Below are 14,751 nucleotides of genomic sequence, written 5' to 3' on the forward strand. Positions count from 1 at the left end.
AAGACGAGGGCGGAGAGGGGTGGGCGCACCCGGGAGGGCACCGGCCCGCGGGCCACGCCTCTCCCAGATGCGGACCGGCCGCTCACACCTGGCCGCGCACCCGGCGCAGGCCGTATCTCGTACGTCTGACGACGGCGTACCCCTTCGTCAGCATCCGTTCTCTCATGTAGATCAGCGGGACCTGGTTTCCCTCGACGGCCCGGCTGAACATTCTCATCGACGTGCCCTCGGCGACGGTCAGGCGCGGTAGCGCGAGCACGTCGTGCCGGTCGGCGGCGATGGCGTTGTTCACCGCGCAGGCGGCCCAGTAACCGGCCCGCCTGACCTCGCGCCGCACCCGCACGCTGGAGTAGCCGTACGGGTAGGCCATCGTCGAGACCAGGGAGCCGATCTTGTCCTCGAGCAGGGACTTGTTGCGCCGCAGCTCCTGACGGAGCTCGTCGTCCGGAAGCTGGTCGAGCTGAGGATGGCTGTGGCTGTGCCCGCCGATCTCGATGCCGCACGAGGCGGCCTCGCGCGCCTGGCTCCACGACAGCATCGTGTCCAGCGGCCTGCCCGCCGCGTCCTTGCCCGCGTCGCTGACCCACCCGCTGGTCAGGAAGACGGTCGCGGGGAAGTCGTACTGCTCGAGCAGGGGCAGCGCCTCGCTATGGAAGTCGGCGTACCCGTCGTCGAAGGTCACCACCACCGGCCGCTCCGGGATGGAGCGGCCGTTGTTCTTGTGCAGCGAGGCGACCAGGTCGGCCACCGTCAGCGGCGTGAACCGGTTCTCCTTCAGGTAGGCCAGTTGCTCGGCGAAGGCAGAGGGCCGTACCGCCAGTGGCTTCGTCTCGGCGTTGGGCCGGTCGGAAACCGAGTGGTACATCAGGATCGGTACGCGGATCATGAACGCACCCGCTTCAGTCGAAGGGAACCGATGACGTAACCCCAGGTGGTCCAGGCGAGGCCGACGACGATCGCGCCGGCCCTGCCGAGACCGGACAGATCACCCCGCAGCGCCTCGCCGATCCCGCGCAACGCGCCCAGCGGCAGCGCCTTCATCGCGTGCGCCCGCTCACTCGACAGCCCGTCGCCCGCCCCCACACTCTGGGTGACCAGCGCCTTGGACAGGCCCTCCGCGTAACACCGCGAGCGGAAGTAGGCGAAGGTGGCGCGCGCGGCCGGCACCTTGTGGCCGATCACCGCGGCGGGTTCGAACAGCATCCCCGAACCGGGCATCCGTTGCGAGAGCCGGATGCAGAACTCGGTCTCCTCACAGCCCAGCGGGCGTGGCTTGCGCCCCTGCACGCTGCGGCCGATGCCGGTGTGGAACCCACCGACCTCCTGCACGGCCTCCCTGCGGAAGGCCGCGTTGCCGCCCATGACATTGCGGATCCGCGCCCGCTGCGTGGGCATGCCGCGATAGCTGCAGCCCACGGTCCAGTCGAACTCGTAGGGATACCAGCCGGGCCGGTGCCCGGTGCCCCACAGCGGCCTGGTCAGCCCGCCCACCCCCACGATGGTCGGGTCCTGGAAGCCCTCCTCCAGCGCTTCCAGCCAACCCGGCTCCGCGACGGCGTCGTCGTCCAGGTATGCCACGATGTCGCCGGAGGCGGTCGCCGCGCCGGTGTTCTTGCCACCGGACAGCCCCTTCTCCTGAGTGTTCTCCACCACGACGACGCCGGGGTACTCCTTCTTCAGCCTCAGATGGAGGTCCGGGTTGTAGTCGACGACCAGGATGATCTCGTGCGGCCGGCGGCTCTGGTTCTCGACCGACTCGACGGCTGCTCGGATGTCCTCCCAGCGTTCCTCGGTGTAGACGCAGATGACGACACTGCTTCTCATGGCTACGCGGCGCCCTGGTCCGCCGCGCGGGAGGTGGTGGCCGGCTCGTGCGCCACGGGAGCCGGGTTGCTCCGCCACTCGCGGATGATGGTCTTCAACACCCGGATGCCGTCGCGGACGGCATGCAGGTTGCTCTCGCCGTGGATGCGGCAGCGCTCGTGGCTGGGCACCTCGTGAACCTTGAGCCCGGCCTTGGCGGCGCGGACGTTCATCAGGGTCTCGATCTCGAAGCCGTCGCAGTCGAGGTTGAGCACGTCCAGGTGGCGGGCCCAGAAGGCGTTGTAGCCGTAGCACAGGTCGCTGTAGCTGGTGCCGTACATCCTGTTGACCAGCGCGGTCAGCGTCTTGTTGCCGAACTTGCGGATGAACGTCAGGTCGTCGCTGCCGCCGCCGGACGCGTAGCGCGAGCCCTTGACGAAGTCGGCCCCGGTGACCAGCGCGCCCACGAACTGGATGATCTCACGGCCGTCCGTGGACCCGTCGGCGTCGATCATCACGATGATGTCGCCGGTGCAGGCGGCGAATCCGGCCGAGAGCGCGTTCCCCTTGCCCTTGCCGGTCTGGCGGACCACGCGGATGTTGGGGCGCAGTTTCCTGGCCACGGCGACGGTGTCGTCCACCGAGTTGCCGTCCACCAGGACGATCTCGTCGATCCACTGCGGCAGCGTCGCGAAGACGTGCGGAAGGTTCTCCGCCTCGTTCATGGCCGGTACGACGACGCTGACAGTCGGGGAGATCGCCATGTTGGGGGTGATGGGGGTGAACCGCTCGATGGGCGGCACCGCCCTCAAGGGCGGCTTGTTGTTGTAGTGCTTGGCGACTTCGGGACTCATGATGACGGATGTCCTTCCGGGCGGTCTGTCGTCAGGGGCGACTGGCGGACGGACCCGGGGCCATAGACGATCGAAACGATCGGGGGAAATGGCGAATGCGATGAGGGATGCATGCGAGGGTCCTGGCGAATGGGGTGCGATGACGGGAGCGGTCTAACCCACTCCCCATGGTTCCTTGACGACCGGAGTGCTTGATTGGTTCTGCGCGGGGGAGCGCATACGGCCGAACCCCTTCAGCACACGGTCAGCAAGCCTGTACAAATGCGGGCGATCCGTAACGATCGTTCGTGCTTTGTTGACCGGGGTACGGCCGATCCAGTGGACGGCGGCCGCGGGGGAGGGACGCGAGACGCGGCCTTCCGCGACGAAGAGGTCACCGCTCTTCAGCCAGCTCTTGTACTCGCGCCCGCCCTTGCCCATGTCGACCTGCTGCAGCCCTGAGCCGGCGGCGTGCTCGGCCATGTGCAGGTGGTGCATGATGCCGGGGGAGTAGCGCGCGAACTCGGTGTCGTAGGCGGGAAACCAGCCCACCAGGGTCGTCGCGGTACGGAGGCCGAAGTGCCCGGCGACGGGCCTGTCTCCGGCGTAGACCATGGTCAGGACACCCGCGAAACTCTCGGACTTCTCGGCGTGCATCTCGTCGAGCAACTGGACGATCCACGGCTGGGCGAAGCGGTCGACGCGGCCCGTCCTGCGGTACTGGTCGGACTTCCAGTTGGTGAGCGTGCGGAGCGTGCCGAGGTCGGACGAGTCCCACTCGAAGCGGATCTCGCCCTGCTCGCGGCCGAGCTTGCGCTCCTTGTAGCGGACGGTCTTGAGGTTCTTCGGCGAGTTGGCCTTCACCTGCTCGATGTAGGCCTCGAAACCCACGCTGAGGTCCATCACCGGCGCCGGTCGCACGTCGGACTCGTACGCCGCGAACGTCGGCTGGCCGGGGACCAGGTGGTCGAAGTCGAAGACCGAGAGCCTGCAGGCGCGCAGCAGGGTGCGGACATCCAGGTCGAGCCCGGGAACCGAGATCAGTCCGTGGCAGGTGGTCAGGAAGCCGCCGAGCGGCTTGCCGATCCCGAAGCTGTGCCGTTCGTAGGGGAAGAATCCCACGATCTTGCCGTCGTCCTGGATGACCGCGACGCGGACGTAGTCGCGCAGGCGCCCCATGGCGAGCGCGAACTCCACGGAGAGGAAGGGGTTGTCCAGCGACGGGTCCGCTACCTGTAACTCCCGCCATCGTGAGATCTCGGACTCCCCGAGGTCTCCCGGGCGAACGATGACGATGTTCACCTTGACCTGACCCCCTGTTCGGTCTGCAAGCTCCCGCTCCCCCGATACAACACGCGTAGTACGTATATGAAACCGCCGAGCACCGCGATCGTCGCAACTCCGGCACGAGGCGACCACGCGTCAAAAGTGAGCATGGCAGCGGCCAAGAGAACGTTCACAACCAGGCTTGCCGCTGCCCCCACTGATAGTGCCGCAAGAGGGTCACGATCACGCAACAGTCCTACCACTGCGATGCCTGGGACCGCCAACAGGAACAGGGGGGTGAGAACCAGGCGTAACGGGGTGTCGATGTCCACCAAGGCGATCACGGCCCCCGCGACACATGCGAAGGTGAGCGCCCATTTGAGCACTCTGCGGTTGATCGACATCTCCGAAACTCCCGGTTGGTAATGACGTGACTGATCGCGCCTTCATGTGATCAATCACTCAGCATGGACGTCAATGCCGACGCTCGGCACCAGTCCATGGTTTACCGGATTCCTGGGAGAAGTCTCGGTGTTAGGTAAAACGAGATGCGGGAATCAGCCGATCTCCCCCTCGGAGCTCGCCCCGGTGGAGGGGGTCGGGGTCGGGTCGGGGGCCGGGTCCGGGGGAGGCGCGGAGGCGTCCGCCTCCGGGTTCTCCCAGGAAATCGCGCATCCGGTGTTGCCCCCGGCGGACCTGAACGCGACCCGTCCCGCGCCGCTCTCCGAGGGATCCCTGGCTGTGACCCAGATCACGGCCCTCGCCCCCGCCTTCAGCCGCCCCCGGGCGGGATGCACGTCGAGCCCGCCGGAGGTGGTCGCCGACCAGGAGAGCGTGGCGTTGCGGGCCGCGAGCTGAATCTGCCCGGCGCCCTCTCCGATGTCCGACGGGCACGAGACGGTCAGCCGCCCGGCCGCGGGAGGCGGGGTGGTGGCGCGGGTGGCGCGGGACGGTCCCGCCGAGGACCTGCGGGTCGGCGCCGGACGCGCCGCGGTGGGGGTGGGGGCGGGCATCCCGGTCTCCTGGGTCCTTCGCGGAGTGGGGGTCGGCGCGCTCTCCGTCTCCGGGTCCGCTGTCTCCGACTCCTCCGGCGGCAGGTCGGGCGTCGGCTCCGGGCCGGGCTCCAGCGTGATCAGCGCGGGCTCCGTGCCCGGTGCGGCCTGGGCGTTCCCCAACGCCCCGCCGGCCAGGTCCTGCCCGCCCACCACGACCACCGCCCCGGTGGCCGCCAGCACGCACACCGCCGCCAGCAGCAGCACGGGCCCCCTGCGCCTCCGCTGCCTCCGCCGCTGCGCCGGCAGCACCTCCGTACGCCGCCCCTCACCATCCGGCGGCGTCGCCGCGCGCCGGGACCGGGCGCCCGCGGCGCTCCCCGTGGGAGACGCCGCCTGCCCGGTCCCATGGCTCCCCTCGTCGCGCGCCCGCCGGTTCCTCCCCGCCCGCCGGCGGCCCGGTGGCCGCTGCCCCTCCGCTGGGAAACCGGTCCTGTCGAAGTGGTCGCCCCGGGCGACGATGGAGGCGCGCTCCTCGCTCAGTTCCGGGTTCAGGCAGGTCTCGATCACCCGGCGGCGCAGCGAGAGCGGCGGGTAGGCCAACGGCACCAGGTCCAGCAGCCGCCCGGCCGAGACATGCCGGTCCCTGCGCTCCACGCATACCTCGCAGCGGCCGATGTGGGCCGACAACCGCCTGCGCAGGATCGTGGTGAGGGGGCCCTCCCACGAGTCGACCATCGCCGACAGGTCGGGGCAGTGCGCCCGGCCGACCTTGGCGAGCACCACGGCGGCCGCCGCGTTCTCCAGGTGGTCGCGGGCCCGGCAGAGCCTCGCCGTCACCTGCCTGGAGGTCAGTCCGAGCACCGCGCCGACCTCACCGCCGCCGAGGTCGTGACGGAGCGAAAGCTCCAGCACCTCGCGTTCCTGCCCGCCCAGCTCCGCCATCGCCTCGTGGACCAGGGTGGCCAGCTCCCGCTCGCCCGGGTCGTCGTGGACGTCGGGAGGCGGTGCCGTGCCCCGCGGGCCGCCGCGCTGCTCCGCGCCCGCGCATCGGACCCGTACCAGGGCGTACAGCCACGCGCGCAGACGGCCGGGGTCGCGCAGGCGGTCCACGTGGCCCTGGGCCGTAACCAGGGCGTCGTGTACGGCGCCTGCGGCGTGCTCGCGGTCGCCCAGCAGCGAGTGGGCATAGTCGTGGAGACGCTCGGCGTAGGAGTCGTAGAGGCTCGCGGGCGCCGTCGTGTCGGCGCGCCGCAGCGTCTCAACGAGTTGTTGATCGTCGGTTCGGCCGACGGTCGGCCATCCGGGCACGGACATTCCTCCCCGCGGGACGGGCTCGTTCACGGGCTTCACCACTCGCCCGTTCCAGGCCCCACACGCGTAGGACGTCACCTCCCCGCAACCGGTTGACCAGATGGGTCAATATCATGCCGACCTGGTATGACCTGGGGAAATTGGTACGGCTGGTGCCAATGTGACACCAGCCGTACGCGATGGAGGGTCAGCAGTTGGGCGCGCAGAGCCGGCGCTTCATGCCCTCCAGGAAGAACTTCCTGACCTCCAGGACGTCCTTGGCGATGTACGCGTCACCGCCGGTCGCCTTGGCCAGGGCGTCCATCTGGCGCTTGCCCTTGGGGGCGTCGGGGCCGAACGCGATGATCAGGACGCTGACCGGCTTCTCCGGGTTGAACTGCTCCCTCAGCCGCTTCAGGATCTGCTGGTTGCTGATCCCCCCGTCCGGGTCGTCGTTGCCCGCCCCGTCGGTGAGGATCAGCACCGTGTTGATCTTGTCGCTCTGGTACTCGTCGGTCATCTGCTGGTAGGCGGCGGCGAGGGTGTCGTTGAGCCCGGTGTCGCCGGTCGCCTTGGCCTGGGCGCCGATCAGCTTCTGGTTGATCACGTCCCTGCGCAGCACGCCGTTCATGTCCTCGGTGAGCGGGCCGACCGGGACCGTCTCGCGGTAGTCGACCCCCTGGCCGTCGAGGTGCGTGGAGAACTCCCACAGTCCCAGCTCGCTCTTGGCGGGAAAGAGCTTCATGCCCTCGACGGCGATCCTGCTGATCGCCTGCATCCGGGTCATGCCGGTGCCCGGCACCGGCAGGGCCATGGTCCCCGAGACGTCCAGCAGGGTGACCAGCCTGGTGCCCAGCTTGATCCGGGACCAGGTCTGCGACATCCTCGCGACGGTCTTGCCGTCGGGCGGCTCGATCGCCTGCGGCGCCTTGGCCTGGAAGCCCGCGGAGCCGGAGATCGCCTTTCCGCCCTTGCCGTCCGGGGTGCGGAAGCCCTGGTCCTGCAGGGTCTTCCTGGAGGGCTCGCTGGCGAGTTCCCTCTGGAACGCCTCGGCGGCCTTGCGTACGGCGGCGTCCTTGGCGGTGATCACCACCGGGTAGTCGAGGTTGATGGTCCCCTCGGCCGGATAGAGCGGCACGGCGGGAACCTCGGGCTTCTTGACCTTGTTGAACGCCCAGACACCCTGCTCCGAGGCGATGCCCAGCGGGGCCTTGCTGCCCTTGACGCCGAGGCTGGACAGCAGCGCGTCCTGGTCGCGGACCGTCGAGGTCGATCCCGACAGGTTCTTGAGCGCGCCGACCAACTGCTCCTCGCCCGTGCCCGAGGCCGTGGCCACTCCGGCGGCGGCCAGGAGCGCGCCGAGCCCGGCGGCGTTGAGCGAGGGGTCCAGCACCAGCACGCGCACCTTGCGGCCGGGACCGTCGACGTTGGCCACGTTGGCGGCGCTGATCATGCCACCCCAGCTGGCCTCGCCGAAGCTCTTCTTCAGGTTCGGTATCACCGAACCCGAGGCCACCATGACGATGGGGGAGTGCGCGATGGACGCGCCCGCCTCCGGCACATCCTGGTTCCTCGCCCGCAGGTTCGCCACCCACAGCCCCGAGTCCGGAATCCACAGGTCCATCGGGGCGGCCTTGCCGCCGACCCCGCCCAGGGAGGAGGCCACGGTCGCCGAGGCGCCCTTGGTCACCGCGACGCTGGTGCACCTGCCCTCGACCTCGTGGGCCGCCTTGTTGAAGCGCTCGGCGATCTGGGACAGGGCGGGCTGGATGTCCGGCGAGGCGGTGATCCGCAGCGGCAGCGCGTCACCCGCGCACCCGCGGTCGCGGTTGATGACCACGAACGCGGCCACACCGAGCAGCACCGCGAGGGCGACGGAACCGGCCAGCGGGACCAGCACCTTGCCGCGTCCCCCACGCCTCCGCCTGGGCTGCGCCTCCCTGTAGGAGCTGTAGCCGTCCTCGAGTTCATCCGTACGGTGACGTCCCACGGTTCCCTCTTCGATGTCGATGTCAGGAAGCTAGCGGGTCACCCTATCGGGAGGTTGTCCGCAATATTCACGGAACTGTACTTGGAACGGTTACTGTGGCAAAACACCCCTTTTGGTGCTGTTATCACCATATGTGTTTACAGTGACACTCTGCGCGCCGGTGGCCGCCGGTGCCGGGAGTGCTCGTCCGCCGGTGGGGGAGGCGCGTGGTCAGTGCCGGCAGGAGTGCCCGTGCCATGCCCTGCGTCCCTCCCGCACCGCCACCGCCGCCAGCAGTACCGCCATGGCGGGATCCACCCACCACCACCCGGCGGTGTTCAGTGCCAGTCCGGCCAGCACCCCCGTGGCGAGCAGCGCGCACATCAGGTTCTGCGTCCCCTCGCCGGCGGTCGCCGCCGAGCGCAACCGGACGGCCAGCCGCCGCTTGGCCACCCCCAGAAACGGCATGCCGATCGCGCTGGTCGCCGTCACAGCGATCCCGAGCAGGCTCGGCAGGGGCCGGTGGCCCGCGTCCAGGTCGTGCGCCACATGCAGCACCAGGTAGGGGGCCAGCAGCCAGAAGCTGACCGCCACCGCCTTGCGTGCCCGCTCCTCGGCGTGTGCGGAACCGGTCCTCGAACCGGTGAACCGCCAGACCACGATCAGGCTGGCCGCCGCCTCCACCAGAGCCGACGTGCCCCAGCCGATGAGGGCGACGGAGTGCGCTCCCAGCCCCGCGGCGATGCCGAGCACGCTCTCCGCGCCCAGCCAGAGGAGGGTGGCCATGGAGAGCAGGCGGGCCCTGCGGGCGTCGCGCAGCCACTCGACGCTGGGCGCCAGCACAATCTGGTCGGTCACGACAACCCCCGAATCCCCGATCAACGGCGTTCGGTAATCTAGTCGTCACAGAGTGTAGGAATGCCGGGAAGCGGCAAAGCTCCCCACAGTGCCGTCTCCGCCGCTCCCCAGGGAGACGGTCTCTCGCCTCCCTGGAGCAAGCCTCGACCGTACGGCGGCGTGCCCGCGCGCTGTGTTCGTGTCACAGGATGGACCTGCCCCAGTGGATCGTCGGAGGGAAACCCGTGCCGTTCACGCCCAGTCATGTGGCCGCGGTGCTGCCGCTGATCTCCTCGGAGCGGATGCGCCGCCTGCTCGATCCCTGGGCGCTCGCCCTGGGGGCCATGGTGCCCGATCTGCCGATCTTCTTCCCGTTCCTGCCCGACTACATGATCTGGCACTCCTACAAGGGCGTCCTCACGATCGACCCGTTCGCCGTCGTCGTGCTGCTGGCGGTCTTCCATCTGGTGCTTCGCGACCCGCTGACCGCGCTCCTGCCCCCCGGCCTCGCCGGACGCGCCGCGGCCCTGACCCCCGGCATGTACGGGGTGCGGCGGCTGCCCGCCGTGATCGCCGGAGGCGCGGTGGGCGCCCTCACCCACAAGCTCTGGGACTCCTTCACCCACTCCTACAGCTCCGCCATGTGGGGCTGGAGCTGGCTGGACACCCGGGTGGCGGACGTGCTTCCGCTGTTCCGCCTGCTGCAGTACACCTCCACGGTGGTCGGCCTGGCGGTCGTGCTCTGGTGGGCCTGGCGCGGCCTGTCCAGGATGGAGCCCCGGCCGGTTCCCGAGCGGCTGATCATCCCCGCCCGCGGGCGGATGGCCGTGTTCCTGGCCACCGCCCTGTCCATCCTGCTGGGCGCGATCGCCTGGCCCATCGCCTTCCCGCCACATGGCATGGCCGAACTCGTGACGAGGCTGGGCGCGGGAGTGGTCGTCGGCTGTTCCGCCATGCTCCTCGTCCACGCGCTGATATGGCAGCTCAGGCGGGTCATGGCAGTATTCGAGGGTGCCTGAAGCCATCGACCCCCACCTGGCCGACCAGTTGGCCGACTACGCCGATCTGCGCGACGTCGAGCTGCGCAAGAGCCTGGAGGCCGAGCACGGCCTCTTCATAGCCGAGGGGGAGAAGGTCATCCGACGCGCCGTCGCGGCGGGCTACCCCGTGCGCTCCGTGCTGCTCACCCCCCGCTGGGCCGAGCCTCTCGCCGACCTCCTCGACACCCTCGAAGGCCGGGTCCACATCGTGGACGACGCGGTCATGGAGGGTGTCACCGGCTTCCAGGTCCACCGAGGCGCCCTCGCCGCGATGGAACGTCTTCCCCTGCCGGCTACCGGAGAGGTCCTGTCCGGCCGCGCCTCCTCCCCGGAGAGAGGGGCCCCGGAGCGGGGCGCCGGTCGTGATCCCGGACGGCTGCCCGGCGCCCGGCCCCGGCGCATCCTGGTCCTGGAGGACCTGGTCGATCATGGGAACGTCGGCGCGATCTTCCGGTGTGCCGCCGCCCTCGGGGTCGACGCGATCGTCCTCTCGCCGCGTTGTGCCGACCCTCTCTACCGGAGAGCGGTCAAGGTGTCGATGGGCGCGGTTTTCGCGATCCCCTACGCCCGCATGGACAACTGGTACGAAGGACTGGAGGAGATCCGAGCGGCGGGATACCGGACGCTGGCGTTGACCCCGGATCAGGGCGCCACACCCATGGACACCGCCGAGATGAGTGACCGGGTGGCGTTGCTGCTCGGGTCGGAGGGGGACGGGCTGTCCTCGCGCTGGTTGCGGGAGGCCGACGAGCGGGTGTGCATCCCGATGAGCTCCACCGCGATGGCCGCGGGCGTGGACTCGCTCAACGTGGTGGCCGCCGCCGCGATCGCGTGCCACGGGTTGATGCGCGGTGCCTCCGCGGGAGAGGCGCGAAGGTAGTGGAAGCCGCCCCGCACCGCCGGCCTCACCGTGCGGGCTCGGCGGCCCCTGGTCATGGCCAGGGGTCTTCCTCGCCGGGTTCACGGAGAGAAGCCGCGGGCTCGGTTTTCTCGGGGGTGGGAAGCCGGATCTCCGATGTCATGTCCAGGGTGACGGCGGTGGTGGCGGCCAGGGTCGCGATGAAGACGGTCCACAGGAAGGGCGACCAGCCGGGGAAGGCGTGGCTGTTTCGCATGAGCTGAACGGACCACGCGGCTATCTCCGAGATAACGCCGAGAGCGATCGCGCCCCCGAGAACAAAGGCAAGGAACCGCGTCGCGTCCAGCAGGTCCATCTCGTCGGTGATCAGTTTTCTGGCCATCCGGAGAACCTGGTAACCGGTGAAAAGGAAGGCCATGAGGCAAGCGACCGCCAGCAGCAGGCCGAGAACCGCTGTCGTCCAGGGGCTCAGGGCGGCCTTGACGAGCCACGGCCATGCCGTCTGAATCCACCAGGTCCACGCCGAGACGATCGCGGCGCGGGTGGATCCGCGGCTGATCGGTGCTATCAGCGCTATGCCGAATACGACGAGAAGATAAATCGTCACCTTCAGCGGGCCGTGCGGGCCGATCGCCCAGAACAGGATCAGAAGCAGCACGGCCAGAAACGACAGGTCTACCCACGAGGACAGGTTCGCCTTGAGTAGGGGCGGCGGGAGATAGAGGAGCGGCAGGAGGTCCTGTTCGCCGCGGAGATACGGCATGAAGCCCTGCGGGTTGCCCTGGTAGACCTCCCACGTGTTCCAGAGCACGTTGGTGGCGTAGAAAAATATGATCCATCGCGCCAGCTGCCTCCGTCGCGATGGACGACTCGATGCGATGGCAGACCACCTCTTTCGAATCCAGACGAATTCAAAGGGCCATGTCGCAAAGCCCACTATTGACTTTGGTCGCTGTCGTCTTCGAGCTTCGGCACGGGAACGCCTGGATGCGCCTCCCCACCCTGTGCCCCCCCACGAGGAATACTCCCGATCGCGCAGCCTTGACTTCGGCACGTCTTCCCTCCGGGCGCGTCTCCAGGGCACCAATGTCATGCGCTTCAGCTCTTATCAGGGTATTGCCCCAGGCGCGTGTGCGGGAAGAAATGTCGGACGCGTGGCCATTGGTCCATTCGGAAGATCTTGGGAACGGCGGAGGCCGCTCTCCGCGCGGTCGCGCCCGGAGAGGCGGTGCCCGAGAAGGCCGTCCGCTAACCCGGTGACTTACTTAGGGGGTAATTGTGGCAATATGTAATTTAATGTGGTTTTGTCGCATTCTTGTCGGCGATCCTCTTCCGGCTTCACCGCCACGGACCTCCCGCCGGCCGAGGTGGCGAGGTAGACCCGGCCCATGCCCCCTTCTCCCAGCAGCCGGACGATTCTGGATGGTCCGATGGCCGCGGTCTCGTCATCCCCGAGAAAGGTCATTGCCGGATGTTGCCGATACGCATGCGTTTCGTCAGGTCGATGATGCTCCAGGGGGCGGCCAGGCAGGTGTGGTTCGTACCGCCTGATCACAGCTCGGGCGGCGTCTGCTCGCTCGCCCAGTCCAGGAGCCGTGTCGCGGTCTGGAAGCGCCGGTCGGCGCTGGACTCGCCGAGGATGACGCCGATGAGGCGGTGGCCGTCGCGGTCGGCGGCGAACGACAGGCAGTATCCGGCGGCGCTGGTGTAGCCGGTCTTGAGGCCCAGGACCCCGGGCGTCTTGCCGAGCAGCTTGTTGGAGTTGGTCCAGGAGTGCGCCCGATGGACCTTGGACTTGGCCACCACGTGGCGCCTGCTGGAGGCTATGGTCCGCAGCACCGGGTCGCGCAGCGCGATGTCGGCCAGCTTCGCCTGGTCCAGGGCCGTGGAATGGCCGGGGGCGGGCCTCGGCAGGCCGTCGGCACTGGCGTAGGCGGTGTCGACCAGGCCCATGGAGCGGGCGGTGGCGTTCATCTTCGCCACGAACCTCGCGTTGCCCGGCCCGTAGACCCGGGCCAGGGCGTGGGAGGCGTCCGCGGCCGAGGGGAGCATGACCGCGTAAAGCAGGTCCCTGACGGTCAACCGCTCCCCGGCGCGCAGGGAGGCGTGGGTCGCGCCGTTCGAGGCCGCGTGCTGCACATCCGCCGCCTGGATCGTGACGGTGTCGTCCAGCCTCGCCTCCCTGAGCACGACGTACGCCGTCATGACCTTGGTCAGGCTGGCCACCGGCATCCGCTTGCCGGCCTGCTTGCTCAGGTGGACCGCTCCGGTGCCCGTGTCGTACAGGTACGCGGCCCGTCCCGGCACCGAGGGCACGGAGGCACGCCCCTGCCAGGCGGGCGCGACGCCTCCGGTGGTCAGGGCGGATACCGGGGGGCCGGTGGCCAGGGCCGGCGTCGGAGACGCGGTGACCAGGGTGGCCGTGGCGACCAGCGCCGCGCGGGTGATGAGGCGGATTCCCCCGTGATGCATGCGAGCCATGCTGGCAGAGGCCACCGTCGATATGCGGAAGTTGGCTGTTTGGCTATGGAAAAGTTGACATCGGCGTCGGGTGGGTGAGACCGGGAGAGGCGGCTCTCGGGTGCCGCACGTCAAACGGCCCGGGGGAGGGTCAGGGAGCGGCGACCTGGCTGTCCGCCTCGCTGCGGGCGACTCGGCGCCGGCGCCGGCGGACGAACCAGGCGATCACCGCGACCGCCGCCACCGCCACCAGGACCGCCAGGAGCGGCGACCGCGCGACCAGCTCCAGCCAGCCCCAGATCACCGAGTACAGGCCGAAGGACGTCACCGGCACCCAGGTCAGGCAGCCGAGCGCGCTGGCCACGACGTACCAGGGATAGGAGATCCGCAGCACCCCGGCCACCCAGGGCAGCGTGTGGCGCAGCCCGGGCACCCAGAAGCAGGCGTAGACGGCGAGCGCGCCCCACTTCCTGACGACCTTCTCGACCCGCAGGATGTTCTCCTGGCCGATCTTGGTGCCCAGCCGGGAGGTGTAGAGCCTGGAGCCCAGGACGTGGCCGACCCAGTAGTAGACCTGGAACGCGCCGAACAGGGCCACGCCGCCGACGATCACCCAGAGCCACAGGGGCATGCCCAGGAAGGACGCGGAAGTCGGGTCAGGGATACCCGCCACAACAGATCGCACTCTGAACGTCACCGCCACGGTTGCTCCGCCTGCTTGACTCGATATTAGGGCAGGCTTACCTCATCCGTTATGGCGGAGCCCCCTCAGGCACGCAGACTGCAAGCGGACGTCAACTCCAGAGCAACCACCCTGGCATACACCTGGGAGTAACAAAGGAAGGTGTCTGTGATGGGTTCGCGTAGCAGTGTGGCGCCGGTGGTGGCGAGTGGAACCGCGAGTGTCGCCAAGCTGCTCGTCGCCACCCTTGCCTTTACCGGAGCCTACCTGGGGGTGGAGACCGCTTACGGCACCGGTGCCCGGACCTCGGCCGGTACGGAGAGCACGGCCGGTACGGCGACGCGGGCACCGGCGCGGACCGTGGTGCTCTCCTCGCAGTCGGTGCCGGCCACCGCGGAGCAGGCCCCGGTGGCCGGTGAGGTCACCGTCAGCGAGCTCGACGCGTTCGGTCCCTGCGACAGGCCCTACCGGGTCCAGGGCGTGGTCGGCAACGACGACCCCCGGGCCGCCGTCTCCTACGGCTGGCGCCTGGAGCGCTGGAGCTCGAAGACCCACCGCTGGTACGCCTATCTGGGCACCGGCTCCGGTTTCACCGGCGAGACCCAGACCGTCGAGTGGCAGCCCAGGATCGTCAACAACCCCGGCTGGTACCGCGCCGTGCTCTCGGTCTCCGGGGACGCCCCGCTGCGCAGCGAGAAGTTCAGGGTCGCCTGCTGA

At 69.2% G+C, this 14,751-nt stretch carries 14 protein-coding genes; 3 read left to right on the top strand and 11 right to left on the bottom strand.

Annotated elements, in window-relative coordinates; genetic code table 11:
- Positions 1–82: 82 nt before the first annotated feature.
- The 8 genes from ABT061_RS22885 to ABT061_RS22920 form a co-directional block, all read right to left on the bottom strand.
- Complete coding sequence (locus tag ABT061_RS22885) at positions 83–886, bottom strand: polysaccharide deacetylase family protein (protein ID WP_350921168.1); 804 nt, start codon at positions 884–886, stop codon at positions 83–85.
- Positions 883–1,824: a glycosyltransferase family 2 protein gene (locus ABT061_RS22890; protein WP_350921170.1), complete on the bottom strand. Its 942-nt coding sequence runs from the start codon at positions 1,822–1,824 to the stop codon at positions 883–885. The genes ABT061_RS22885 and ABT061_RS22890 overlap by 4 nt, the downstream gene beginning before the upstream one ends.
- Positions 1,825–1,826: 2 nt before the next feature.
- On the bottom strand, positions 1,827–2,657 hold the full coding sequence (locus tag ABT061_RS22895; RefSeq protein WP_350921173.1) for a glycosyltransferase family 2 protein: 831 nt from the start codon (positions 2,655–2,657) through the stop codon (positions 1,827–1,829).
- 153 nt (positions 2,658–2,810) lie between these two features.
- On the bottom strand, positions 2,811–3,938 hold the full coding sequence (locus ABT061_RS22900) for a GNAT family N-acetyltransferase (RefSeq protein ID WP_350921175.1): 1,128 nt from the start codon (positions 3,936–3,938) through the stop codon (positions 2,811–2,813).
- Positions 3,935–4,306, bottom strand: coding sequence for a hypothetical protein (locus tag ABT061_RS22905; RefSeq protein WP_350921177.1), 372 nt, complete (start codon positions 4,304–4,306; stop codon positions 3,935–3,937). Before ABT061_RS22905 ends, ABT061_RS22900 begins: the two co-directional genes overlap by 4 nt.
- A 153-nt stretch (positions 4,307–4,459) precedes the next feature.
- Entirely contained in the window at positions 4,460–6,205 is a 1,746-nt protein-coding gene (locus ABT061_RS22910; RefSeq protein WP_350921180.1) for a sigma factor, read from the bottom strand.
- A gap of 190 nt (positions 6,206–6,395) precedes the next feature.
- Positions 6,396–8,177 (bottom strand): substrate-binding and VWA domain-containing protein, encoded by a 1,782-nt coding sequence (locus tag ABT061_RS22915; RefSeq protein ID WP_350921182.1) that lies wholly within the window; start codon positions 8,175–8,177, stop codon positions 6,396–6,398.
- A 210-nt stretch (positions 8,178–8,387) separates the two neighbouring features.
- Complete coding sequence (locus ABT061_RS22920; protein WP_350921184.1) at positions 8,388–9,014, bottom strand: cation diffusion facilitator family transporter; 627 nt, start codon at positions 9,012–9,014, stop codon at positions 8,388–8,390.
- Positions 9,015–9,202: 188 nt separating this feature from the next.
- Here ABT061_RS22920 and ABT061_RS22925 point away from each other — a divergent pair, with 188 nt between their 5' ends.
- Positions 9,203–10,012, top strand: coding sequence for a DUF4184 family protein (locus ABT061_RS22925; protein WP_350921187.1), 810 nt, complete (start codon positions 9,203–9,205; stop codon positions 10,010–10,012).
- The gene (locus ABT061_RS22930; RefSeq protein WP_350921189.1) at positions 10,005–10,913 is read left to right on the top strand and encodes a TrmH family RNA methyltransferase; all 909 of its coding nucleotides are present in this window, start codon (positions 10,005–10,007) and stop codon (positions 10,911–10,913) included. Before ABT061_RS22925 ends, ABT061_RS22930 begins: the two co-directional genes overlap by 8 nt.
- 52 nt (positions 10,914–10,965) lie before the next feature.
- On the opposite strand, the gene ABT061_RS22935 is transcribed toward ABT061_RS22930, so the two are convergent.
- The 3 genes from ABT061_RS22935 to ABT061_RS22945 form a co-directional block, all read right to left on the bottom strand.
- Entirely contained in the window at positions 10,966–11,829 is an 864-nt protein-coding gene (locus ABT061_RS22935; RefSeq protein WP_350921191.1) for a hypothetical protein, read from the bottom strand.
- A 614-nt stretch (positions 11,830–12,443) separates the two neighbouring features.
- On the bottom strand, positions 12,444–13,364 hold the full coding sequence (locus tag ABT061_RS22940) for a D-alanyl-D-alanine carboxypeptidase family protein (protein ID WP_350921194.1): 921 nt from the start codon (positions 13,362–13,364) through the stop codon (positions 12,444–12,446).
- 139 nt (positions 13,365–13,503) lie between these two features.
- Positions 13,504–14,025 (bottom strand): DedA family protein, encoded by a 522-nt coding sequence (locus ABT061_RS22945; protein WP_350921196.1) that lies wholly within the window; start codon positions 14,023–14,025, stop codon positions 13,504–13,506.
- A 180-nt stretch (positions 14,026–14,205) separates the two neighbouring features.
- Between ABT061_RS22945 and ABT061_RS22950 the strand changes: the two genes are divergently transcribed.
- Entirely contained in the window at positions 14,206–14,751 is a 546-nt protein-coding gene (locus ABT061_RS22950) for a hypothetical protein (RefSeq protein ID WP_350921198.1), read from the top strand.

The organism is Streptosporangium sp. NPDC002544, from assembly GCF_040295965.1.
In the GTDB taxonomy this organism is placed as follows: domain Bacteria; phylum Actinomycetota; class Actinomycetes; order Streptosporangiales; family Streptosporangiaceae; genus Streptosporangium.